Source organism: Hoeflea sp. CAU 1731 (assembly GCF_039888615.1).
GTDB lineage: Bacteria > Pseudomonadota > Alphaproteobacteria > Rhizobiales > Rhizobiaceae > Flavimaribacter.
Map to the genome: position 1 here is coordinate 216078 of NZ_JBDQQS010000007.1, position 24896 is coordinate 240973.

The following is a 24896-nucleotide window of genomic DNA, read 5'->3' on the forward strand; positions in this document are numbered from 1 at the left end:
AATGGGTCAGGCCTCCGGCGCAAAAACGGTCACGGGATCTGAAACGCCCTTGAGGTCGTAGGCTCCGATTTCCCGCCAGCTGCGCGACGACCGCTCGACGATCGCCTGTGAAACCAGCAGCGGCTCTCCGAGGCCGCCCGCCAGACTTTCGATGCGGCTCGCCGTATTGACGGCGGAACCGATCACCGTGAAATCCAGCCGCATACCCCCGCCGATATTGCCGTAGAAAACCTCGCCCGGATGCAAGGCCATGCCGAAAGCAAAACGAGCGTTATCCGTCTGGCGCAAAGTTTCGAGCGCCCCGAAAGCCGCGTCTTCCGCCCGCTTGACCGCGTCCTCGGAATCGCCGTCGATGGGGAAGATTGCGAGCATGGCGTCGCCGATGAACTTCAGCACCTCGCCGCCATTGCTTTCAACGGCGTCGGTCACCAGTTCGAAATAGGCGTTGAGGATGGCCAGCAACTCCTCCTCGCCGCGCCCTTCGGAAAGAGCCGTGAAATTGCGCAAGTCACAGAACCAGATCACTGCGTCGATGCGGCTGATTTCGCCTATCTATTTTCTAATATATTGTTTTTATTAAATAATTTACTTTAAATTGGCTCGCGACACTGGCTTCCCGGCAATCTGGCTTTGTTTCGGGAATTCGCGTTCTACGCCATCTGGGTTTGTTTCGGGAATTCGTGTCTCAGTCTTTTGGGTTCGTTTCGGGAATCTACATTTTCGACCATCTGGCTTTGTTTCGGTAAATCCCGGTTTCAGGCATTGTGGCTTTGTTTCGGTAAATCTGGCTTTGTTTCGGGAATCTGCAATTTCGAAGAGTCGCCGGATGGACAACGGCTCTACGATTACGGCGCGCCCTCCCCTGAGAGGTCGCCACCATAGCACAAAAAACCGAAAATTGCAGCAACATTGTTCTGCTTGTGTTCCGGCCTCGCCGCGCCTCAGAGAAGCACGTCCGGATTGAAGATCCGGTTGTCGTCGAGCGCCTTGCGCAATCTGCGCATGAGATCCTTTTCGACCGGATCTGCGCTGAGGTCGAAGCTCTTGCGACGGATCGCGCCAATGCCGTGCTCGGCGCTGATCGTCCCGCCAAGTTTCAGCGCCTCTTCCTCGACGATCTTCTTCAACGTCTCGTGGCGGGCGTGAAAGTCCGGCCCGCTCATCGTTTGCGGACGCAGAAGATTGAAATGGATGTTGCCGTCGCCGACATGGCCAAAGGGCGCGGACCGGACTCCGGGCAGATAGTCAGACACGGCGGCTGTCGCGTTGACGATATAGTCGGGAACATTTCCGGCCGGCACAGCGGTGTCGTTCTTCAGTGAGTGTTTGTCTTCGATGAAAACGACGGCGATCGCCTCGCGAAGACGCCACATGGCCTGGCGCTGGGCGACGGACTGGGCAATGACCGCATCCGAAACGTCACCGTTTTCGATGCATGCAGCGAGGCCTTCTTCGAGCGCGGCGGAAATATCGAACGAAAGCGCCGGCGTTTCCACCTCGACCAGAACACACCAGTCGGCCAGTTCGGCGAGCGGCAATACGACGCCCTCTGCGGACAAGCCCTGTTCAAGCGCGGTGCGACCGATCAGCTCGAAGGCTGCGACAGTCTCGCCAAGGATGGCCTCCAGGCGCCGCAATACCCGCAACGCTGCTTCCGGCGACTGCACGGCGGCGAATGCGGTCACGCGATTGCGTGGCAAGGGCCGCAGTTTCAACACAGCGGCGGTGATCACGCCCAGCGTGCCCTCGCCCCCGATGAAAAGCTGTTTGAGATCGTATCCGGCGGTATTCTTCCTGAGTTTCCTCAGGCCGTTCCAAACCGTTCCGTCCTGAAGCACGACTTCCAGACCCATGACCTGATCGCGCGCAGTACCGTATCTCAGCGCATTGTTGCCGCCGGAATTGGTCGAAAGATTGCCGCCTATCTGGCTGGAGCCCTGTCCGCCATGGCTAAGCGGCAGGTAGCGCTCCACCTCTTCGGCCGCCGCCTTTGCATCGGCGAGGACGACGCCGGCTTCGACCGTCATGCTGTTGTTGAGCGGATCGATATCGCGGAACCTGTTCATGCGATGCGTCGACAGGATGACGGATTTGCCGTTCGAGAGCGGCACGGCCCCGCTGCTTAGACCCGTCAGCCCACCCTGGGGGACGATCGCGAATTCGCGCCGGGCGCACCACTTGACGGCCGCTGAAGTTTCCTCGGTGCTGGCCGGGCAAAGGACTGCGACCGGCGGCACAGGCGTCGAACCGATCATGTCGTCCAGATGGCGCGCCATGCCGGCCTTGTCCGTCACCACGCCGCGTTCGCCAAGTATGGCGGTTAATTCATCAAGAGACTCATGCATTCTCAGCGCTTTAACAGTTTGCCGAGAGCCTCGACAAGTCGGTCCGTGCTTTCCGGGGAGTCGACGGTAATTCTGAGTGAACCCTGCACGTCCGGCCAGGCGAGCGGCTGGACGAGAATATTCTGCGTCTCCAGTTCCCGGCCAAGTTCAGACGCGGAAACCGGCGCCCGCAGCGTGAGAAAATTGGCGAAGCTTGGAAAGGCTTCGAACCCCATGGGACGGAGCGCTTCCAAAAGCCGCCGCCGCTCGGTGATCGTCAGTTTCAGCGTTTCCAGCAGATAGGCCTCATCCTGAATCGCCGCGGCCGCGGCGGCGAGCGCTGGACGTCCGAGATTGAAGTTCGGCCGGAGCTGCCACAGGCCGTAGGCGATGTCCTTGTCACTGGCGAGCGCGTAGCCGACCCGAAGCCCGGCCATGCAATAAGCCTTCGAAAACGAGCGTGTGACGATCCATGGACCTGTCCGATCCTTCAGCAGCGAAAGAACATCCGGTCCACCCTCGACCGAGGCAAATTCGAAATAGGCTTCGTCGACGACTAGCATGCAGCTGTCCGGCGCTTCATTGACGGCCGTCCGCAGGTCATCAGAACTGATTATGCCGCCAGTCGGATTGTTGGGCGTGCAGAGATAGAACAACCGGGTGCGCTCGGTCACAGCCGCGAGCATGGCCGGGACGTCATTGCTTCCGTCCTGCTTCAGCGGAACATTGGCGATCCGGCCGCCGGCGATCTGCACACCCTTGCCGCAGGTCGGGAATGTGGGAGCGGGCATGACAGCCTCGTCTCCCGGCTCGATGCTGATCATCGCAGTCGCCACAAGAACCTCGCCGCTGCCGTTGCCAAAACTCATCCGGTCGACTGGAACGCCGGTCTTGTCGTGGATCGCCGCAGCCAGGACCCGGCATTCGTGGTCGGGATAGCGGTTTGCATCGAGCAGCGCCAGCGACGCCGCTTCCATGGCCTTCGGCGACGGAGCGCGGGCGGATTCGTTGAGGTTCATGCGGACAAAACCGGCGTCAGCCCTTCCCTTGACGTCGGCGATCGAAGGCGGCGGCGGAAATGTGATTGCGCGGATTCGCTCTATCGGAAATCCACCCATCGCCTAACCGTGACTCCAGTCGTTCTGATCTTCGGAATTGCCGGGAGACAGCCCGAGGATGTCGCCCTTGGTCGAACAGCCCAACCCCAGAACCGTGCGGTTCGCATAGGCGAAATAGGCGGTCACCTGGTTGATTTCCAAAATCTCGCCGTCGCTGTAACCGGCGTCCCTCAGTCGTTGCACGCTTTCTTCCTGCATGCCGCCGGGATCACGGGTCAGTTCGCGCGCATAGACCATTGCAAGCTTTTGTTTTGGCTCGAGAGGCGCCGAATCAACATTGCGCAGTTCGATCGCCATTCTGATTGCATCGGCCATTTCATCGTCTTTCAGCAAACGCTTGAGACCGGCAAAATGGTGTTCGACACAGTAATGGCAGTCGTTCAGCGAACTGACCCATACACCAAGGGTTTCCAGGAACCATTTCGGCACCTTGTTGGCGCTGTGGTGCAGCACGTATTTGTAGATCGCCATGTGCCCTTCCATCGTATGGGGGCGCAGCGAATGCATCATCATGATGTTGTCGACATTGTTGTCCGGGCCTTTCACCCGGTCGTAGAGCATCTTCAGCTTGCCGTCGGCGTCTTCGTAATCGATCGTGTCTATCCAGGGCATGGAGAAATCCTTGGTCTTAGGGACGCCTGCGGTCGCAGTCCCTCATGCGTTGGTTCATCCGAGCAGCAGCGAGTCGTCGGCGAGTTCCTCGCCCTGCTCGCGCTTGAACAGTTCGAGCAGGTCGCCGACTTCCAGCTTGTCGCGCGCTTCGCCGGCGGCGTCGAAAACGATGCGGCCGCGGTGAAACATGATCGTCCGCTCGCCGGTATGCAGCGCCTGCGCCATCGAATGCGTGACCATGACGGCGGTCAGTTTGAGCGATGAAACAATACTCTTCGTCAGTTCCAGGACGAATTCGGCGGTTTTCGGATCAAGCGCGGCCGTATGCTCATCGAGCAGCAGCACCTTCGTGTCGCCGGTCGCCGCCATGAGCAGGGAGACCGCCTGGCGCTGTCCGCCGGACAGCAGGCCGACCTTGTCGTCCAGCCTGTTTTCCAACCCCAGTCCGAGCACCTTGAGACGTTCCGCCGCCAAATCCCGCATTTTCGGCGCCACCGCGAAGCGCAGGCCGCGCGGTTGCGTCCGTCCATGGGCGAGCGCGAAATTCTCGATGATCGACAGATCCTCGCAGGTTCCCATCTTCGGGTCCTGAAAGACACGCGACAGCATTCGTGACCGCTTGTGCACCGGCCAGTCGGTGACAATCTTGCCGTCGATTTCCGTCGAACCGCTCTCGACTTTCGTGAGGCCGGCAATGACGTTCAGACAGGTCGACTTGCCCGCGCCATTGGAGCCGATGATCGTCAGGAACTGGCCTTCCGGCACCTCCAGATCGACGCCTCGAAGCGCGCGCGTCTCAAGCGGCGTTCCCTTGTTGAAGGTGACGTGGATATCCTTGAGCCGGATCATCGCTTGTTTCCTCTACGGAATATCGACCGGACATTGCCGGATTGCTGCAGGATCAATGCGATAATGACGAGCAAAGCCGTGACGAGCTGAACATCCGAGGCCTGAAAGCCGATGAAGTCGGCGTTCAACGCCAGCGCCACCGCCAGACGATAGAGAATGGCGCCGACGATGCAGGCGATCGTCGCCAGAAAGATCGTGCCAGACGGCATGATCGACATGCCGACGATGACGGAAGCCAGTCCGATGATGATGACGCCGATACCCATATAGGCGTCCGCCGCGCCGAAGCTCTGCGCGAAAAGAGCCCCGGCCAGCGCCGTCAGCGCATTGGCGACGCCGACGCCGACGAGCTTCATATTGCCGACATTGACGCCGTTCGCCTCGGCCATGGCCGGATTGGAGCCGGCTGCGCGCATGGATATGCCGTAGCCGGTGGCAAGGAATGCGTCCAGCAACAGTTTGATCAGCAGGATCACTATTCCAAGGAAGATCGGGTTGATGATGTAGCCGGAAATGCCGAAGACGTCCAAATAGGTAAATACCGTATCGACCCTCAACAGTGGCTTGTTCGGCCCGCTCATGATTTTGAGATTGATGGAATAGAGCGATATCGCAACCAGAATGCCGGCAAGAATGTGCAGGATTTTGAACCGGACATTCAAAGATGCGGTGATGAAGCCGGCAACGAAGCCGGCGAGACCCGCACATATCGTCGCGATCCACGGATTCCATCCGGCCGACACCATCAGGGTCGCGGCAACGGCGGCGCCCAGGGGAAAACTTCCCTCGACCGTCAAATCAGGAAAATCGAGGATCCTGAAAGTCAGGAAGGCGCCGAGCGCCACGATTCCGAAAATGAACCCCGTTTCAAGCGTTCCGAGGATTTCATAAAGGGACATGAAGAAAGGCTTTCAAATGGAGAGAACGGCGCACCGAAAGGCGCGCCGCAACATTGCTATTCGATGACCTGGGTCGCCTGGGCCATAACCGATTCCGGGATCGTGACGCCCATGCGTTCAGCCGCGCCCTTGTTGATGACGACCTTGAATTTGTCCAGCACCTTGTAGGCGATGACGGCGTCGATCTCGCCGACCGGCTTGCCTTCAAGCACGTCGGCGGCCATGTTGCCGGCGATCTCGCCGATGCCGACATAGTCAAGACCGACAGACGCGACCGCGCCGCGCTCGACGCCGCCGGTTTCACCGGTGAAGATCGGAAGATCCACGTCTTCACCGATCTTCACGATGGCTTCCAGAGCGGCGACGATCGTCGTGTCGTTCGGGATGTAGATCGCGTCGACTTCGCCGATCAGCTTCTTGGTAGCGAGAATGACTTCGTTCGTGGTCGGGGCCGGCGATTCAACGACCTCGATGCCGCGCGGCGCGCCGAATTCCTTGACCCAGCCGAGGGTGGCGACAGCGTTGTCGAGACCCGGATTGTATATGAAACCGATCTTCTTGAGACCCGGAACGATTTCCTGAAACAGGTCGAGTTGCGGCTCGATGGGTGCAGCGTCCGACACGCCTGTGACGTTTCCGCCCGGCTTTTCCAACTGGGGAATGAGCTTTGCCTTGATCGGATCGGTGACCGTGGAGAAGACGATCGGTATATCGGACGTGGCCGAAATCATCGCCTGGGAGGTCGGCGTGGTGATCGGCATGATGATGTCCGGGTTGTCGCCCACGAACTTCTTGGCGATCTGCTGCTGCGTCGGCATGTTGCCGTTGGCGTTCTGGTAGTCGATCGTGATCGACTCGCCGTCGACATAACCGCGGGCGGCGAGCGCATCGATGATACCTTGCTTCGTGTCTGTCAGCGCCGGCACCTCGACGATGGTCGAGATCGCAATCTTCTTCGTGTCCTGGGCGTATGCGGATGTCGCCGCAACGCCGAGAACGATCGCTGCAACAGCGCTTCTCAGTAGTACTGTCATATTGGTCTCCTGTCTGTTCCGCCCCTGCGGGGATTTTCGTTGATCTTCCGTCAATCTGTCTCTGCACTCTCGACAATATGGTTGACGCCATAGACGAAATAGCGTCTCATAATATGAACGCATATCACATATAGCGGGTTACAGTGCATGAAAGTCAAGACCGAATCTCCGGCGGGCGTCGCTCTTGTCGCCAAGGCCTTCCAGATTCTCGACATGTTCCAAATTGAAAGTCCGGCCTGGTCGCAGGCCGACCTCGTCCGCGCGACCGGCCTCAACCGGTCCACTGTCAATCGACTCGTGCGCTTTCTCGCAAGCCATGGCTATCTCGTTCAGATCGGCTCCTCCGGTCAGCACACGCTGGGACTGGCGGCAATCGAACTCGGCAACCGCGCCAGCGCCGGTTTCAATCTCAGAAAGGTCTGTCAGCCGAGCATGGAGGCTCTCGCAGCGAAAATCAATGAAACCGTTATCCTGAGCGCGCTGGACGCCGCCAATCTCGCCGCCGTCTGTGTAGATCAGATAGAAGGCCGGCAGGAGGGCCTGCGGGTTTTCGAAAGCATCGGATCGCGTTTTCCGCTGCATGCAGGCGCGGCGCCCAAGGCCATACTCGCCTTTCTGCCCGAAGACTTGCAACAGGAGGCGCTGGACAGGGACCTGAAATCCTACACCGATCACACGATCGTCGACCGGAAAGCGATCGAGGAGGCTCTGAAACTGACCCGCGAACGCGGATACGCGATATCGAGCGAAGAAACCTTCGAAGGCACGATGGGTATCGCCGCTCCCATTCTCGGTCCGAACGGAACGGCGGTGGCGAGCCTCGCCGTCGCTCTTCCGATCCCGCGCGCAAAACCCGAAACCTGCAAGATCATCACCGACGAACTGGTGTCGATTGCGGCAGGCGTAACCCGACATATCAACGGAGGCGCAGCATGACCGCCGCTCTTCCCGTTTCGATGGCCGCATGGATATCCGGCGAAACGCCGGGCGCCGAGCATCTGACGTTTTCGACCCGCCCGGCGCCGCGCGCGAAACCGGGAACGATGATCGTGAAAGTCGCGGCGGCGGCGCTGAATTTCTCCGATACTCTGATGATCGACGGGGCCTACCAGGTGCGGCCGCCCCGCCCTTTCATTCCGGGTCAGGAGATCGCCGGGACCGTAGTCGAGGTTTCCGGCGGGAGCGCCTGGAAACCGGGAGACCGCATCGCCAGCAAGGTGTTCTGGGGCGGCTTCTCGGAATTTTCGGCAGTGCGCGAGGACATGGCGATCGCCTTGCCCGACGATGTCGATTTCGTGAGGGGCGCAGCGCTGCCGGTCTCCTACATGACGGCGATGGTCGCGCTTCACGACAGCGTCGACGTCGGACCGCAGGACAGCGTGCTTGTCCACGCCGCAGCCGGCGGGGTTGGCCTGGCCGCCGTCGAGATCGCCCACGCCGCCAGCGCGAAAGTAATCGCGACGGCCGGCAGTTCCGAAAAGCTGAAGCTTGCGAAGGACCACGGCGCCGATATCGGCGTCAATTACCGCGACAAAAACTGGAAGGACGCCGTGAAGGAAGCGACCGACGGCGACGGCGCCACGATTGTCGTCGATCCGGTGGGCGGCGACGTGGCGACCGAAAGCCTGCGCTGCATCGCCCGGCATGGAACGCTCCTGATCGTCGGCTTCGCGTCCGGCAAGATTGCACAGCTTCCATCCAATTACCTGCTTTTGAAAAGCCTGACAGCGCGCGGCGTGTTGTGGGATCACGACCGTGACGGCCCGATGATCGCACGGATGACCAAACGAATTCAGGACCTGTTGCAACAGGGAAAGATCGATCCTGTCGTCCGTTCCGATTTCAAGCTTGAGGATCTACCGCAAGCGCTCGACGCGCTGAGCAACCGCAACTCCGTCGGCAAGCTGGTGCTGACGGTATGAGGATCGGACAATGATCGACAAACCGATCCTGGACGGCATTCGCATTCTCGACCTGACTCGCGTCATGTCGGGACCCTACTGCACGTCGATGCTGGCCGATCTCGGGGCCGAGATCATCAAGATCGAAATGCCGGAAAGCGGCGACGAGGCGCGTCATTTCGGACCTTATAGGGATGGCGAGAGCACCTATTTCATGATGCTCAACCGCGCCAAGAAAAGCGTCACCATCAACATGAAGGATCCGGAAGGCCTCGCGGTCGTGAAGAACCTGATCCCGAAATGCGATGTGATCGTCGAGAATTTCCGGCCGGGCGTCATGGCGAGACTCGGCATGGACGAAGCGTCGGTGCGAGCGCTTAATCCGACGATCGTCTACGCCAGCATTTCCGGCTTCGGCCAGGACAGCCCTTTAAAGAACTGGCCCGCCTTCGACCTGGTGATCCAGGCGATGAGCGGCATGATGAGCACCACCGGACCGAAAGGTGGACCCATGACGGCGGTTGGCGAATCGATCGCCGATGTCTGCACCGGCATGTTCGCGGCCTTCGGGATAGTCGCTGCGCTGTTCGACCGCGAACGCAACGGCAAGGGACGCCATGTCGATGTCGCCATGCTCGATTCCGTCATGGCGATGGAGCTCACCGGACTGTCGCGCCAGCTCTACTCCGGCGATACGCCGAAGCCGGCCGGCAACCGCCATCCGGTGACCTACCCGGTCGACAGCTTTCCGACCACCGGCGACGACATCGTGATGGTGTGTTTTTCGCAGGCGGCTTTCCGGTCGCTGTGCGCGCTGATGGGTGAGCCGAAGCTTGCCGACGATCCGCGATTCAAGACCAACGCCGACCGCAACGAAAACGAAGACGCGCTGCGCGCGCTGATCGCCAACTGGACCCGCAATCAGGAACAGGAAGCGCTGGTGACCCGCCTGCAGGAGGCCGGCATTCCGGCCGGCCCCGTCTGGGATCTGAAGGCCTTGACGGAAAGTGAGCACGCGGTTGCACGCGGCCTCATTGTCGACGGCGCGCACTCGAAATTCGGAAGCGTCCCGCTCGTCCCGCAGCCGGTTCGGTTTTCAGGGACGCCGGGCGTCAAGGATCCGCATGTGCCGATGCTGGGCGAGGACACGGACGACGTCCTGCAAGATGTGCTCGGGCTTGATGACGACGCCATCGCCGCCATGAGAAAAAAGAAAATAATCTGAAGGGTGAGGACATGAACACAAACCTGTCGAACACGCGGGTTGTTCGCGCGCCGAGGGGCGCGGAACTGAACGCCAAGAGCTGGCAGACCGAAGGCCCGCTGCGCCTGCTGATGAACAATCTCGACCCGGAGGTCGCCGAACGGCCCCAGGACCTGGTGGTCTATGGCGGCATTGGCCGGGCGGCGCGGGACTGGAATTCCTTCGACGCGATCGTCCAGCAGCTGAAAGACCTTGAAAGCGACGAGACGCTGCTGGTCCAGTCCGGCAAGCCGGTCGGCGTGCTGCGCACCCACAAGGGCGCGCCGCGGGTGCTGATCGCCAACGGCAATCTCGTGCCGCACTGGGCGACCTGGGAGAAATTCCATGAGCTCGACCGGCTGGGACTGACCATGTTTGGACAGATGACGGCCGGTTCCTGGCTCTATATCGGAAGTCAGGGGATCGTTCAGGGCACCTTCGAGACCTTCTCGGAAATCGGCCGCCGGCATTTTGGCGGCGAGACCGCCGGCAAGCTGGTGATGACCGGCGGGCTTGGCGGCATGGGCGGCGCCCAGCCGCTTGCCGCGACCATGGCCGGCTTCAACGCCATCGTCGCCGAGTGCCAGCCGAGCAAGATCGAATTCCGCCTGCGATCCGGCTATCTCGACACGCAGGCATCGAGCCTTTCGGAAGCACTCGCCATGATCGAAAAGACCAACGCAGACGGCAAGCCGCTGTCCGTCGCGGTGCCCGGCAATGTCATCGACATGCTGGAGGAGACGCAACGCCTTGGCGTTGTGCCGGACGTGCTGACGGACCAGACCTCGGCGCATGATCCGGTCAACGGCTACCTGCCCCATGGCTGGACGCTTGAAAAGTGGGAGAGTATGCGCGAGAGCGACCCCGACACGGTTTCAAAGGCGGCCAAGGATAGCATGGCGCGGCATGTCGGCCTGATGCTCGAATTCGAGGAGAAAGGCTCCATCGTTCTCGAATATGGCAACAACCTGCGGGCCATGGCGCAAGAGGCGGGCGCCGACAACGCATTCGGCTTCCCCGGCTTCGTGGAAGCCTATGTCCGCCCGCTCTTCTGTCGGGGCAAGGGACCGTTCCGCTGGGTGGCGCTCTCGGGCGACCCGGAAGACATCTACAAGACCGATGCGAAGGTGCGCGAACTGATGCCGGACGACGCGTTTCTGCACACCTGGCTCGACAAGGCGCGCAAGCACATCAAGTTCCAGGGCCTGCCGTCCCGCATCTGCTGGGTCGGGCTCGGCGACCGACATCGCCTCGGCCTCGCTTTCAACGAGATGGTGCGCAACGGCGAATTGTCGGCGCCGGTGGTGATCGGCCGCGATCATATGGACAGCGGCTCCGTCGCCAGCCCCAATCGCGAGACCGAAGGCATGAAGGACGGATCGGATGCAATCTCCGACTGGCCCATTCTCAACGCGCTGATGAATGCCGCCAATGGCGCGACCTGGGTGTCGTTCCACCATGGCGGCGGCATGGGCATGGGCTATTCGCAGCACGCCGGCATCGCGCTCGTCGCGGACGGCTCGTCAGACGCCGACGCCATGATCGAACGCACGCTGTGGAACGACCCCGCAAGCGGGGTCATCCGGCACGCTGACGCGGGCTATGAATCGGCGATCGAATGCGCCGAGGAGTTCAAACTGAACATCCCCATGCCGCAGCGTCGAACGCCTTAATCAGCGTTCGCGCAGGGCGTGGGCGATCTGGTCGGTCATCGGCTTGACCAGATAGGACAGGACATTGCGGTCTTCGGTCTTGATGAAAACCTCCACCGGCATGCCGGGAAGCAACGGCTTGTCGCCAAGTCTGGCGATTTCATCTCCGCCGATTGCAAGGCGCATATTGTAGAAACCCTGACCGGTCGTTTCGTCGAAGACCAGATCCGGCGAAATGGTCTGCACCGAAGCTGTAAGCGTCGGCGTGGTGCGCTGGTTGAAGCTCGGGAAACGCAAGGTCGCCTCCTGTCCTGGCGCGAGCTGGTCGATACTGACAGGAGACACCGGCGCTTCGACCACCAGGACGTCCGCGCCAGGCACGATCTGCATGACAGTCTGGCCAGAGCCGATCACGCCGCCCACCGTGTGCATGCCGAGCGCATGCACGTATCCGGATTTCGGCGCGCGCAATTCGTTGCGCGTCAGGCGATCCTCGGCGTCCACCTTCCGCTCTTCCAGCCTGGCGATTTCAGTGCGGACCTGGTCCAGTAGCTCCAGCGTTTCGGCGCGAAAATCCTCGTCAATCCGGATTTCCTGGACGCGGCGCTCGCTGATCGCCTCTTTGGCTTCGGCGATCGCCGCCGTGAGGCCGCCATGATCGCCGAAAAGTTGCGCGCGCGTACGCTGCAACGCCGTTACGCGGCTTTGCTGGACGAGCTGCTGTTGCAGCAGATGCTCGAGGTCGACGAGTTCCTTTTCGACCAGTTCGATTTCCTGCACCTTCGCGGTGAGTTGCGCCTCGAACCCCTCGATCTTCTTGTTGATCTGGTCGATCTGGTCGATCAGTTGGTGTTTGCGGCCCTCACGGCTCTGGCGGCGGGCGTCCATCAGATGGGCCTGATGCTCTTCATGGCGCCAACGCGCTGTTTCCGTCGCGCCGGCCTTGCTTGCGGGAAGGGCGAGATCCGGGAGGCCGTCGCGCTCGGCCTTCAGGCGGAGCTTCTTAGCATGCAGGGAGTCAAGCTGCTGCGTCAGCGAGCAGACCTCGGCGCGGGTGACCGTGTCGTCCAGAACCAGGAGGAGATCGCCGGCCTGAACATAGTCGCCGTCGCGGACATGGATGTCGCGCACGATGCCGCCCTCCTTGTGCTGGATCGTCTTGATCCGGGATTCCACGACCAGCGTTCCGGGCGCCACGACCGCGCCGGAGATCTCGGTGAAGGCAGCCCAGCTTCCCATCCCGATCGTCAGGGCGAGAACGACGACGAAAGCGGCTGTCAGATGACTGCGTATGCTTTTGGTGAATACGCTTGCGGTCTTCATGGTCATTCTCCTGTCTCCTTGACAGCTTCCACCGGCCGGACAAGCTTCTGCCTGGGTCCGAAAGCCGCCACCTGACCGTCTCTCAAGCAAAGGACCTTGTTGCTGACGGCCATGGCGGACGGACGATGGGATACGATGATGACGATCGAACCCTTCTCGCGCAGGGTCTGGATTGCCTCTGTCAGCGCAGCTTCTCCATTGGCGTCGAGATTGGAGTTCGGCTCGTCGAGAATGACGACGAAGGGGTCTCCGAACAGGGCCCTGGCGAGCGCGATGCGCTGCTTCTGGCCGCCCGAGAGCGAATAGCCCGCCGATCCGATGACCGTGTTGTAGCCGTCCGGCAGACCCACGATCAATTCGTGAACGCCGGCGAGACGGGCCGCCTCGACAACGGCCGCCGGATCCGCCTCCCCGTCGAACCGCGCGATATTCGCAGCAACCGTTCCGTCGAACAGCTGGATGTCCTGCGGCAGGTAGCCGATGAAGGCGCCGATCCGGTCATCGGCCCACTGCTCGAGCTCGGCGCCGTCGAAACGCACGTCGCCCGACATGCGCGGGATCGCGCCGGCGATGCCTCGCACCAATGTCGATTTGCCCGATCCGGAGGGGCCGACGACCGCCAATGCGTCGCCTGCCTCGAGATCGAAGGTCGCGGCCTTGACCACGGCCTGGCCGTCCGGACCACAGGTGAAGCGGTCGAGTTTCAGCGACTTGTTGGGCAAGGGCAGCGGAATGAGACCGGACGCTCCCTCATTCTCCCGCAGGATCTTGCGCAACTGGCCGAGGCTTCTGCGCGCCGTCACGAAGACCGGCCAGTTGCCGATCGCCGCTTCCACCGGCGCAAGCGCGCGCGCCGTCATGATGGAGGCCGCGATCATGACCCCTGCGGAGATCTCCTGCTGGATGACGAGCCAGGCGCCGACGGCGAGCATGGCTGACTGAAGCACCATGCGCGTGCTCTTGATCATGGTGGAGAACAGCGACGACCAGTCCGCAGCGTGGCGCTGTTTGTTCAGATAGTCGGTGTTGCTGTCGATCCAGCGGGCCGTCAGCGCGCCGGACATTCCCATGGCCTGGATCGCTTCGGCGTTGCGGCGGGACTCCTCGATGCTGGAGGTGCGCCGACCGGCCGTCTGCATGGCGCTTTTCACCGCCTTGCGCGCAATGAGCTCGTTGATGATGATCAGGGTGAAGATGATCGCCGCGCCGGCAAGGGCGACATAACCCAGCAGGCTGGCGAACAGGAAGACAATCCCCAGATAGAACGGCAGCCAGGGCATGTCGAAGATCGCCGCCGGACCGGATCCGGCGAGGAATGCGCGAATATTGTCGAGATCCTGAACGGGTCTGATCGCCGCGCCTTTTGCGCCGAACCTGACCGGCAGGACTGTCGATGTCCGGAACGCCAGACCCGACAAGCGGTTGTCCACGTCCTGGCTGATCCGGGTGAATATGCGGCTTCTCAATCCGTCGAGCAGCGCCATGAAGCCGAAGAGCGCCAGCACCAGCCCGGATAGGGTGACCAGCGTCGGCACAGAGCCGCTTGCAAGCACCCGGTCATAGATCTGCAGCATGAAGATCGGTCCGGTAAGCATCAGCAGATTGATGACGGCGCTGACGACGGCGACGCCGGTGAAACATGCCCGAAGCGACCGGAAGGCGTCTCCTACCGGATCGACGCTCTTGCCAGTCGGCGCGGCTCGGTCATCCGCGGCCTTCCCTGGATCAGCGTGTTTTGGCTTGGCCGGGGGAACCGACAAGTCCGCATAATTTTCTGCAATGGACATAACAGACGCTCCCGTTCGTCCTTTCATGCCGGCCAGACGGCCGGTCGGATGCGCCGGATATAATGATACCCCTGGTTGAATTCCACGCGGCTTCCATTAAAGATTCTTAATGCGGATCATTTCGGCTCACCGTAAGCGGTCTGAAAGATCGGCTTGTAATCCCGACACCTTGGTCGGCAGAGCCACGAATCCGTTTCGCAACGGCAGCCTGCGACGATCCGGCTCTTCCATATGCGACTAAAGATGCAATTTCAGGTCGAAACATTACCGGCGACTAACCCCTGGATTAAATCTCGTCCATGATGGTGCAAGCGGCATTGATCGAACACATTTCCTGTGTCTAAAGCCAACACCAATGACAGGGCAACTTTGCCCGACATTATTGCGTCACGACAAAGGAGGACGATATTATGTCTGGATATCAATGGGATGAGCACTGGATCGAGCCCGACGACGGGGGAAGGATCAGCACCTGGACGTCACTGAAACTGGGGCATAGCTTCCAGTTCACCAGCAACGGCACGTACCAGATGACAGATACCTATTATGACAACAGCTGGGACGTTGTCCCTGGCGGAACTTTGTCGTTCACCACGAGGCATTACGCCCATTCCACCATCATCGGAACCGACGGCGACGATGTAATCCACGGCAATGACGATTACTCCAAGGAGTATACGATTCCATCAGGCCCCGGAGGTACGAACAAGGAAACCATCAAGCACGACGCCATCGGCGATACAATTTATGGTGGAGAAGGCGACGATATCATTTACGGCTACGGCGGCAACGACTGGCTGGAAGGCGGGTCTGGCAACGATTTCCTTTACGGAGGCGATGGCGCGGACACGCTTATCGGCGGCAGCGGCAACGACTGGCTGTTTACCGGCAGCCTGAAGGACAATGAGGGAGACACGCTGACCGGTGGCGAGGGTTTCGACACTTTCGTCATCGGGGAACTGGAAGGCCCCAGCTACACGCATTTCGACTGGGAATATTGGGGCAATCAGCTTGTAAACGCGTTTACCCAGACAGCTGGTGATATGGGCCTGATAGCGGTCAGCGGGAACAAAGCCTATCGCGGCCTTGTGCCGGTAATGTCGAATTTTATCGCAGCCCTGTCCTCTACCGGAGGGACGACAGTTACCCCCGCCCCTTCCGCCGCTTTCGTCGAGATAACCGATTTCGATCCGACGCGCGACGTCATCATCTTCCCGCTGGACGGAAGCTCCAAGCAGGGCATATTCCTGTCCGAGGACTACAATTTCGTCAGTGATTTCAGTTTCACGCAGGACCTCGACAACACCGCCGACAAGATTTTGACGGTCAAGTTCGATCAGCTTGCAGAGGAACTCGGCCTGGGATCGAACCTTGATACGGCCGAGAAGGCCGCCTTTATCGAGGCGCTGAAGCAGAACGCGATTCTGATCACCCAGGACGGAGTTTACAGGGGCATCAACGGCCCGACGCCCGTCGAGGGATTCGATCCTGAGCTACTGGCCGGAATCGGCAATGGTTCGTACCTGATCCTTGGCGCCCATGGCGGCTTCACCGTCGAAGGCACGGTGTCGGACGATCTCGTCCTCGGAACCCAGTATGGCGATGTCCTTTATGGCTTTACGCCGGACGGCTATGAGGCCAGCAACGACGGCAACGACACATTGCACGGCTTCGGCGGAGACGACGTGTTCTATGGCGGCGGCGGCAACAACTTTCTCTACGGTGGAGAAGGAAGCGACACAGCCTCCTACATATCGGCCAATCGCGGCATCACCGTCGACATGACGGACACATATTCCGACGCCAGCGGCCAGGAGTATTACGAGGTCGTCAACGGCCACGTGTACAAGATGGAACTCAACGGCGTGCTGACCGACGTCATCGGCGTTGACCGCAACTACAGCATCGAGAACATTCGCGGAACCGAGTTCGACGACGACATCCGCGGAGACGCAAATTCGAACATCCTGATGGGCGGCGGCGGCGACGACTACCTGTTCGGCGACGACGGGGCGGACATACTGGCCGGAGGCGAAGGCGACGACACGCTGGAAGGCGGCAAGGGTCGCGACCTGTTCGTTCTGGACGGCGGCGAGAACACGATCGTCGACTTTGAACCCGGCGAAGACCACATCGAGATCGATTACGAAGCTTATGGAATTACCGGTCGCGACGACCTCGTCTATATCGGACCGGACGCCGATGGAAACGGCTATCTGCAGATCGCCGCGACCGGAGAGACGATCGCCATCCTGCAGAACATGACGGGCAAGACCTTCTCCATGGAGGTGGACATTCCAGAAAAGCTGTTCGCCGACGACGACAACGCAAGCAGCCTGACGGGAAGCGAATCGGCAAACTGGCTCTACGCCGGCAGAAGCGGCTTCACCAACCTCACCGGCGGCGACGGCGTCGACACTTTCATTTTGCGCGGCGGCTATGAACACTGGATCATGGATTTCTCGGTCGCCGAAGGCGAAGTCATCCATATCTCGGCAGACACCTACGGGCTTTCCGGGTTCGACGACCTCGTCATCCAGCAGTTCGGCGCGAACCGCTTTTTCGTTTTCGACGCCGAAGGAAACCCCATAACGCTGATCTCAGTCCAGGGATCTCAGGCCACGGCCGAGGACCTGCTGGGTCAGATCTATCTCGACGGGGTCCGCTACAATGACGATGCTGCCGATTCAGTAGAGGCAGGACCAACGCATGCGCTCAACATCTACGGCGTCGATGTTGAAAAGACCTACGCCGGCTATCAGTTCGACCCGGATCTCGACCGGGACGAAGCCATGGCACGATGGGCGGAGTCCGGCGACGACGTCATGACGGGATCATCGGCCGACGAGCTCTTCGTTCCCGGAGCGGGCAACAACACGATCGACGGCGGCGAAGGCAACAACACCGTCTCCTATGCGGACAGCGCCGAAGGCGTCACCGTCTGGCTCGGCATGGCGGCCTACACCGATTCCAGAAGCGCCTCCGACGCGTTGAAGAACATCCAGAACTATATCGGCAGCGATTTCGACGACCGGATCTGGGGCAGCGACCAGGACAACATCATCGTTTCGGGCGCAGGAGACGACTGGCTGAAAGGCGATGGCGGCGTCGATACGTTCTACCTCAATGGCGGCAGTAACGAGATCGCGGACCTCTGTATCGTTGACGGTGAAACGGTCCACATCTCGATGGACGTCTACGGCGTCGACAGTCTTGATGACCTCGAGATCGTCTTCAAGGACGGATCGGACACCGATTTCTACGTGCAAATCGCCGGTTCGTCTTTTGTGATCGCCGACATCACCCAGGTCGGCAACGCCAACTTCAAGATCCAGGACTTCGTGGAACTCTACTAACCGGCAATCAGGAGGCCGAAGCGGCCGAATATTTACTTTGATGATTGCAAGGGCGCAGCAGCCCAGGAGGACAAGATTATGTCTGCCTATGAATGGGATGAACATCTGATCGAACCCGACGACGGGGGCAGGATCAGCACCTGGACGTCATTGGAACTGGGGCGAAGCTTCCAGTTCACCAGCACCGGCACGCACCAGATGACCGATACCTATTATGACAACAGCTGGAACGTTGTCCCTGGCGGAACTTTGTCGTTCACCACGAGGCATTACGCTCATTCCACCATCATCGGAACCGACGGCGACGATGTGATCCACGGCAATGACGATTACTCCAAGGAGTATTCGATCACCTACGGCCCCGGAAACACAAATACGGTCACCATCAGGCATGACGCCATTGGCGACACAATATATGGCGGCGCTGGCGACGACATCATCTACGGTTACGGTGGAGACGACCGGCTGGAAGGCGGGTCGGGCGACGACTTTCTTCATGGCGGCGCCGGCGCCGACATCCTGATTGGGGGCACAGGCAACGACTGGCTGGTCACCGGCAGTCTGAAAAACAACGAGGGCGACACGTTGACCGGAGGCGAGGGTTTCGACACCTTCGTCATCGGAGAGATAGAACAATCCGTCTACAAGGCGTTCGATTGGGGAGAACAGACTTCCGAATTAATGAGCGGCCTGTTCTCCGACATGATCGATTTGGGCGTGGACCTGGGGTTCGGAGACGGCGGAGAACCGCTGAAGGAAATGGCGATGAGGATTGTTGAATTCATCGAAGCCTGTTCGTCCGCAAAAGGCGAAACGACGGCGCCGCCTTCCGCAGCCTTCGTCGAAATCACCGATTTCGATCCGACGCGGGACGTTATCATCTTCCCGCTGGACGGAAGCTCCAAGCAGGGCATATTCCTGTCCGAGGACTACAATTTCGTCAGCGATTTCAGTTTCACGCAGGACCTCGAAAACACCGCCGACAAGATCTTGACGGTCAAGTTCGATGAACTCGCCGAGGAACTTGGGCTTGGATCGAGCCTGGACGAGGCCGAAAAGGCGGCCTTCATCGAGGCGCTGAAGCAGAACGCCATCCTGATCCGGCCGGACGGAGCCTATCTGGGGATAAACGGCTCAAAGAAGATCGAAGGCGTGGATCTGGACAAACTGGCGGAACTGGGAGACGGTTCTTATCTCATTCTCGGCGCCCATGGCGGCTTCACCGTCGAAGGCACGGTGTCCTACGACCTCGTTCTCGGAACCCAGTATGGCGACGTGCTCTACGGCTTTACGCCGGACGGCTACACCGCCAGCGACGACGGCAGCGACACGCTGCACGGTTTCGGCGGAGACGACGTGTTCTATGGCGGCGGCGGCAACAACTTTCTCTATGGAGGAGAAGGAAGCGACACCGCCTCCTATGTCACCGCCAATCGTGGCATTACCGCCGACATGACGATCACCTATACGGACAGCAACGGCGAACAGTACTACGAGGTCGTCAACGGCCACGCCTACAGCGAACAGATTGACGGCGTTGTACGAGAAGTAATCGGCGTCGACCGCAACTACAGCATCGAGAACATCCGCGGCACGGAATACGACGACGATATCCGCGGCGACGAGCAGTCGAACACGCTCATGGGCGGCGCCGGCGACGACACCCTCTACGGAGCCGGAGGCGCCGATGTGCTTGTCGGCGGGGCCGGCGACGACACGCTGGAAGGCGGCGAAGGACGCGACCTGTTCATCCTGGACGGCGGCGAGAACACCATCGTCGATTTCGAACCGGGCGACGATCATATCGAGGTCGACTACGAAGCCTACGGCATTACCGGTCGCGACGATCTCGTCTATGTCGGACCGGACGCCAATGGAATCGGCTATCTGAGGATCGCCGCGACCGGCGAGACCATCGCCGTCCTGCAAAACATGAAAGGCAAGACCTTCTCCATTGAGGCGGACATTCCAACCAAGTTCTTTGCCGACGACGACAAGGGCGGCACAGTGACGGGAGACGATACAGCCAACTGGCTCTATGCGGGCAGGAGCGGCTACAGCAACCTCGTCGGCGCAGACGGCGCCGACAGCTTCCTGCTGCGCGGCGGCTATGAACACTGGATCATGGATTTCTCGATTACTGAGGGAGAAGTGATCCATATCTCCGGCGACGCATACGGACTTTCCGGGTTCGACGATCTCGTCATCGAGCAGGTCGGCGGCAACCGGTTCTTCATATTCGACGGCCAGACCGGAAACGTCATCACCCTGGTCACCGTCCAGGAGGACTACTGGACCATCGATGAGCTTCTGCAGCGGATCACGATCGACGGAGAAGGCGTGGACGGATCCGTCACGGCCGGCGACGGCGTCGTGAACCCTTACGGGATGTTCGGGATCGATGTCGGCAAGATCCACGAAGGTTATGACTTCGACCCGGACCTCTGCCAAAAAGACGCCATGGCCCGGTGGGCGGAGTCCGGCGACGACGTCATGACGGGCTCGGCGGCCAACGAGCTCTACGCGCCGGGAGCGGGAAACAACACGATCGACGGCGGCGAAGGCAACAACACGGTTACCTATGCGGACAGCGCCGAAGGCGTCACCATATGGCTCGGCATGGCGGCCTACACGGATTCCAGAAGCGCCTCCGACGAATTGAAAAACATTCAGAACTATATCGGCAGCGATTTCGACGACCGGATCTGGGGCAGCGACCAGGACAATATCATCGTGTCGGGCGCCGGAGACGACTGGCTGAAAGGCGATGGCGGCGTCGACACGTTCTACCTGAATGGTGGCAGCAACGAGATCGCCGATTTCTGCATCGTTGACGGTGAAATGATCCACATTTCGAAGGAAATCTACAAGATCAACTGCCTTGACGACCTCGAGATCGTCTTCAAGGACGGATCTGACACCGATTTCTATGTGCAAATCGCCAAGTCATGCTTCGTCATCGCCGACATCACCCAGATCGGCGACGCCAACTTCAAGATCCAGGACTTTGTGGAGCTGTACTGATAAAGGCGGCTCTCAAATCGCCTTGCTATTCGATTTCCAGGGTATCGAGTTTGACGCCCGCTTCCCTGAGCATGATTTCGGAAACGTCGAAACTGTGATCGAGCGCCCCGTCGAATTCGGGCTTGGCGGGGCAACACACCCTGGAAATACCCGACTGTATGATCGAACGGGCGCAATCCGAACAGGGAAACCGGTTCACATAGATCGTGCAGCCGCCAACCGGAACGCCAGCCCTCGCCGCATTGTAGATCGCGTTGCGCTCGGCGTGTTCGAACCAGAAGAACTTTTCGCCGCTGGCCCGATCGAAGCGGCTGTCGTCATCGTCTTTCACGCCGCGGGGCAAACCGTTGTAACCAGTCGATCGGATCTCGAGCGCAGGCCCGACGATCACCGCTCCGACCTTGAAATCTCGGTCTTCGGTCCATTGAGAAATGTGATTGCTGAGGGCGAGAAACCTCTGATCCCACAGCTTCTGCTTTTCCGCACTGACTTCCACGCCAAACTCCGAGTCTCAATTCGAGACTGGACCATACGGACCCCATGCTGGAAGCGCAATCTGGCCCAAACAAAAACGGCCCGGAAAATTCCGGGCCGCCAAAATCCGGTATCCGTTTGCCTAGACCGTCACGCTTCCAGCCGCCTTCGGGCCGGCAATCAGCCAGACGATGAAGCCGACGATCGGGAAGAAGATGATGCCAAGTATCCACAACACCTTGGCGCCCGTGGCGGCGCCGCTCTGGACGACCTTGATGATCGCATAGATGTCGAGAATGAAGATCAGAATGCCGAACAGATATTCCATTGATAACTCCGTTGGTGGTTGCCGCTGACAGAAACAAAACCGTCAAGCGCGGTAGAAGTTCCGAAATTTTGCGTGGCGGGCCGCAAAGTGCGCCCGCGCTTCGTCTTCTTCACGCATATTCATGATCGCCGCGCTCATCGTGCCGAGAAACATCCCGCCGACAAGAATTGCGAGTAAACTCATTGCAGTAACCATCTCTATCTCCGTTTGTTCAGCCCTCGGCGCCGGTCCGCGTTACGCGGTTCCTGGCGACCGGGATGCTGTCGATGTCGGAAGGCCGGATGACCACCTGCAGGTCGTCCACGCGAAGCACGCGCTCGGCGTCGACGCTGAAGGTCACCTGAACGGTTTCGTCTGTGTGGAATTCGGCGACCTCGATTGTTTCGATTTCGCCCTGATCATCGACTGGAGCGTCCAGCACGTAACCAAGCGGGGTTCCCTTTTCAGACACGACAGTCAATCCAAGAACCGAATCGTTTGCCGGATGCGCTTTATCGTCAGCCGCCAATGCGGCCGCCGGCGTCAGCGCGACGCCTGCGGAAATGAACAGTGCTTTCATGGCTTTCAGGTGCGCCATCATGAGCCTCCTTTGATGGACTGTTAACGCTGATCGCCTGGATTGGTTTCATCGCGGATGGACGAAGGGAGAGCGCGGCACCCTGCAAAAGCCCAGATTTCAGGAACTTTTCGGCGCGCCGCGGTTTATCACGTCACAGCCTGCAAGGAGGTCTGTCATGACGGATATCACTGGAACGGTTGAAAAGAAAAAGGCCGTAAAGAGACGGGATCCGTGCGATCCTGAATCAATCGAGAACATGTCTCGAATCAAGAGGGCGTCGGGCAACTACTGGCGCATCATGGCGTCGATTGGCGCCGCCTGCGCAGTTCTTGTTACCTTGATCATCATCCTGTAACGCCCGCTATGTTGCGAGCCCCTCGTCAATACTGTCGAGGGGCTCGCATGCTGACGTCAGTCAGGGATGTCGGTCAGCTTCAGTTCGCTGATGGCAAGCGCGAAATTCAGACCCGTCTGAGCCGATACGCTCACCGGCTGCAAGGCGATGCTCTTCTCAAGCCCGCCGACAAGCACATTGGCGCCAAGTCCCGCGCCGACGGTCGCCTCGGCGCTCACGCCGCCATATTCGCCGGCAAGCGCGCCGGGAGGCGTGTTTTCACCAGTCGGAGCGAAAACAACCCAGCTGATCAGAGCCTTGTTGGTCTTGCCGATGTCGAGACCGTATTTCGTGATCGAGCCGGTGTAGGTGTCGACCGGGCGGCTGCCGTCGATGGACTTGAACGTGCAGGTAAGTTCCTTTGTCGACTTGAAGATAAAGCCCTTTCCGCCGCTGACCGTGCAGTCGAGGGCGCCGATTTCCACGTTGTCCGCCTTCGCGGCAGTGACGAAAGGCAGGCCCAGCACTGCTGCAACCGCAGCCGTTTTCATGATATTCGATATGGTCATATTCTACTCCGATATGTGATTTCCGGTCCCCGTCGGGGATCCGGTCGGTACGTACGAAACGGACCGTCAGGAATCGCCATATTCCTTCGGCGCGGCGACATCAAGAAGATCTCCCTTCAAACGGGAATCGCGCTCTTCCTCCACCCGCCGTTCGAGATCGTGATCGGCGCTGGTGTTTTTCGGCGTGGCCGATTCGGCCTTTGCGCGTTCGATTACCTTCCTCTCCGCCGTGTCCGTGTCCGTCGATGTCAGGCGCTGCAGCTCGCCGCCCTCAACACCACCGTCAACGCGCAGCCTGTATGTCGGTTCCGGCAGTTCGAATCCATTTGCCTCCAGCGCCCGTTTGACGAGGCGCATGGCTTCAGACCTGGCTTTGAGAAAGTCGGTTTTCATCTGGTTGATCCAGCCGGTGAAGCACAAGACAACCGTGGAGTCGCCGAAATCATCGATCCATCCATCCGCGACGGGGTCGTCGAGGACGAAGTCGAGATCCCTGATCGTGCGTTCCCCGGTCTCAAGCGCCTTGTCGATATCGCAATCGGGACCGACTCCGATCTTGAAGATGAACCGGCGATCCGGATTGGTCGAATAATTGACGATATTGCCCTTGAAGACCGTGGAATTGGGGATGCGGATGTGGTTGCCATCCGGCTCCATCAATATGGTGGCGCGGGATGTAAGACTGATGACGAGGCCCTCATAGCCTTCGATCGCAATGAAATCCTTGGGTCGGAACGGCTGCCTGACGCTGAGCAGAATACTGGCGATGTAGTTTTCCACCGTGTCGCGCACGGCGAAGCCAACCGCCAGACCTATGATGCCGGCTGCGCCGAGGATCGTGCCCAGCAGCGCGGTCGCTCCCAGAATGTCCAGCGCAAGGACAGCGCCGATCACGAAGAAGACGATGCGGACAAGCTGTCTTATGAGATTGGCGATGAAAGCATTGGGCGCAATGCGGTTCCACGGCCACTCCCAGTAGGCGATGAGAACGCCGACGCCGGTGACGACGGCCCAGAAAAGCAGGGCGACGAGGAACAGCGGAAAATAGTTGATCGACTGGAAAAGCCGCGTCTCCAGACGATCATAGACCGGCACCAGCCTCTCGGATACCGATGTTTCCTCCTCGATTTCATTGGTGACTGCGACAACGCCTTCGACGCGTGACGCCAACGCTTCCGCCTGCGTCGCCACCTGCAGTTCCGCGACCTTTCCGGTCAATCGCACCACGCCGGCCCGCACGGAAACAGCAACATCCTGCAAACCCGCGATTTCGTGATAAATCCGGCGAATTCGGTCTTCGATTTCGGTGTCGCCGATGGCGTCGTCCCCGGCCGCGATCGCCGCCTGGGCGTTTTGGCCCTGCGCGGCCTCTGTGTGCGTTGCGCCGAAAAGCAGTCCCGAAGCAAACATCGCCAGGATCAAATACAAGCAAGAGCGGCGCACTTTTATTCTCCTTTTACCAACGGACATGCAATCGGCGTCTCCATTGACCTACAAAATATTGCAGTCG

Annotated in this window: 22 protein-coding genes; 7 read left to right on the forward strand and 15 right to left on the reverse strand. The window is 59.9% G+C overall.

Annotation, left to right across the window (positions count from 1 at the left end):
- Nucleotides 1-6: 6 nt before the first annotated feature.
- The 7 genes from AAFN47_RS13630 to AAFN47_RS13660 form a co-directional block, all read right to left on the reverse strand.
- A complete protein-coding gene (locus tag AAFN47_RS13630; RefSeq protein WP_499809784.1) occupies nt 7-525 on the reverse strand; it encodes an adenylate/guanylate cyclase domain-containing protein in 519 nt (172 codons plus the stop codon).
- Between the two features lie 416 nt (nt 526-941).
- Nucleotides 942-2345: an FAD-binding oxidoreductase gene (locus AAFN47_RS13635; protein ID WP_499809785.1), complete on the reverse strand. Its 1404-nt coding sequence runs from the start codon at nt 2343-2345 to the stop codon at nt 942-944.
- Nucleotides 2346-2347: 2 nt separating this feature from the next.
- Nucleotides 2348-3442: a pyridoxal phosphate-dependent aminotransferase gene (locus tag AAFN47_RS13640; protein ID WP_499809786.1), complete on the reverse strand. Its 1095-nt coding sequence runs from the start codon at nt 3440-3442 to the stop codon at nt 2348-2350.
- 3 nt (nt 3443-3445) lie between these two features.
- Nucleotides 3446-4054, reverse strand: coding sequence for a carboxymuconolactone decarboxylase family protein (locus tag AAFN47_RS13645; RefSeq protein WP_499809787.1), 609 nt, complete (start codon nt 4052-4054; stop codon nt 3446-3448).
- Between the two features lie 54 nt (nt 4055-4108).
- A complete protein-coding gene (locus AAFN47_RS13650) occupies nt 4109-4903 on the reverse strand; it encodes an ABC transporter ATP-binding protein (RefSeq protein WP_499809788.1) in 795 nt (264 codons plus the stop codon).
- A complete protein-coding gene (locus tag AAFN47_RS13655; protein ID WP_499809789.1) occupies nt 4900-5802 on the reverse strand; it encodes an ABC transporter permease in 903 nt (300 codons plus the stop codon). Before AAFN47_RS13655 ends, AAFN47_RS13650 begins: the two co-directional genes overlap by 4 nt.
- Before the next feature lie 56 nt (nt 5803-5858).
- Entirely contained in the window at nt 5859-6836 is a 978-nt protein-coding gene (locus AAFN47_RS13660) for an ABC transporter substrate-binding protein (RefSeq protein ID WP_499809790.1), read from the reverse strand.
- A gap of 147 nt (nt 6837-6983) precedes the next feature.
- On the opposite strand from AAFN47_RS13660, the gene AAFN47_RS13665 reads away from it, so the two are divergent.
- Genes AAFN47_RS13665 through hutU form a run of 4 tightly spaced genes read left to right on the forward strand, consistent with a single transcriptional unit; the run spans nt 6984 to nt 11653 of the window.
- The gene (locus AAFN47_RS13665) at nt 6984-7772 is read left to right on the forward strand and encodes an IclR family transcriptional regulator (RefSeq protein ID WP_499809791.1); all 789 of its coding nucleotides are present in this window, start codon (nt 6984-6986) and stop codon (nt 7770-7772) included.
- Nucleotides 7769-8758: an NADPH:quinone oxidoreductase family protein gene (locus tag AAFN47_RS13670; protein ID WP_499809792.1), complete on the forward strand. Its 990-nt coding sequence runs from the start codon at nt 7769-7771 to the stop codon at nt 8756-8758. The genes AAFN47_RS13665 and AAFN47_RS13670 overlap by 4 nt, the downstream gene beginning before the upstream one ends.
- 10 nt (nt 8759-8768) lie before the next feature.
- Nucleotides 8769-9962, forward strand: a complete 1194-nt coding sequence (locus AAFN47_RS13675; RefSeq protein WP_499809793.1) for a CaiB/BaiF CoA transferase family protein — start codon at nt 8769-8771, stop codon at nt 9960-9962.
- A gap of 11 nt (nt 9963-9973) precedes the next feature.
- Entirely contained in the window at nt 9974-11653 is a 1680-nt protein-coding gene (gene hutU / locus AAFN47_RS13680) for a urocanate hydratase (protein WP_499809794.1), read from the forward strand.
- Here hutU and AAFN47_RS13685 read toward each other — a convergent pair whose 3' ends face one another.
- Both AAFN47_RS13685 and AAFN47_RS13690 read right to left on the reverse strand, forming a co-directional pair.
- Nucleotides 11654-12961 (reverse strand): HlyD family type I secretion periplasmic adaptor subunit, encoded by a 1308-nt coding sequence (locus AAFN47_RS13685; RefSeq protein WP_499809795.1) that lies wholly within the window; start codon nt 12959-12961, stop codon nt 11654-11656. It abuts the gene before it with no gap.
- A complete protein-coding gene (locus tag AAFN47_RS13690) occupies nt 12958-14742 on the reverse strand; it encodes a type I secretion system permease/ATPase (protein ID WP_499809796.1) in 1785 nt (594 codons plus the stop codon). The genes AAFN47_RS13685 and AAFN47_RS13690 overlap by 4 nt, the downstream gene beginning before the upstream one ends.
- 410 nt (nt 14743-15152) lie before the next feature.
- On the opposite strand from AAFN47_RS13690, the gene AAFN47_RS13695 reads away from it, so the two are divergent.
- Both AAFN47_RS13695 and AAFN47_RS13700 read left to right on the forward strand, forming a co-directional pair.
- On the forward strand, nt 15153-18098 hold the full coding sequence (locus AAFN47_RS13695; RefSeq protein WP_499809797.1) for a calcium-binding protein: 2946 nt from the start codon (nt 15153-15155) through the stop codon (nt 18096-18098).
- Between the two features lie 78 nt (nt 18099-18176).
- Nucleotides 18177-21122, forward strand: coding sequence for a calcium-binding protein (locus AAFN47_RS13700; RefSeq protein ID WP_499809798.1), 2946 nt, complete (start codon nt 18177-18179; stop codon nt 21120-21122).
- 25 nt (nt 21123-21147) lie between these two features.
- Here the strand turns inward: AAFN47_RS13700 and AAFN47_RS13705 are convergent, their stop codons facing one another.
- From AAFN47_RS13705 to AAFN47_RS13720, 4 genes are all read right to left on the reverse strand, one after another.
- Nucleotides 21148-21618: a deoxycytidylate deaminase gene (locus tag AAFN47_RS13705; protein ID WP_499809799.1), complete on the reverse strand. Its 471-nt coding sequence runs from the start codon at nt 21616-21618 to the stop codon at nt 21148-21150.
- Nucleotides 21619-21738: 120 nt separating this feature from the next.
- Nucleotides 21739-21924 (reverse strand): PLDc N-terminal domain-containing protein, encoded by a 186-nt coding sequence (locus tag AAFN47_RS13710; protein WP_499809800.1) that lies wholly within the window; start codon nt 21922-21924, stop codon nt 21739-21741.
- 42 nt (nt 21925-21966) lie between these two features.
- The gene (locus AAFN47_RS13715) at nt 21967-22107 is read right to left on the reverse strand and encodes a hypothetical protein (protein WP_499809801.1); all 141 of its coding nucleotides are present in this window, start codon (nt 22105-22107) and stop codon (nt 21967-21969) included.
- Between the two features lie 28 nt (nt 22108-22135).
- Entirely contained in the window at nt 22136-22501 is a 366-nt protein-coding gene (locus AAFN47_RS13720; protein ID WP_499809802.1) for a hypothetical protein, read from the reverse strand.
- 157 nt (nt 22502-22658) lie between these two features.
- Here AAFN47_RS13720 and AAFN47_RS13725 point away from each other — a divergent pair, with 157 nt between their 5' ends.
- Nucleotides 22659-22838 carry a hypothetical protein gene (locus tag AAFN47_RS13725; protein WP_499809803.1) on the forward strand — a complete coding sequence of 60 codons (180 nt, stop codon included), beginning with the start codon at nt 22659-22661 and terminating at the stop codon, nt 22836-22838.
- A 56-nt stretch (nt 22839-22894) separates the two neighbouring features.
- On the opposite strand, the gene AAFN47_RS13730 is transcribed toward AAFN47_RS13725, so the two are convergent.
- Entirely contained in the window at nt 22895-23386 is a 492-nt protein-coding gene (locus tag AAFN47_RS13730; RefSeq protein ID WP_499809804.1) for a DUF992 domain-containing protein, read from the reverse strand.
- 66 nt (nt 23387-23452) lie between these two features.
- On the reverse strand, nt 23453-24796 hold the full coding sequence (locus tag AAFN47_RS13735) for a mechanosensitive ion channel domain-containing protein (protein ID WP_499809805.1): 1344 nt from the start codon (nt 24794-24796) through the stop codon (nt 23453-23455).
- Between the last annotated feature and the right edge of the window lie 100 nt (nt 24797-24896).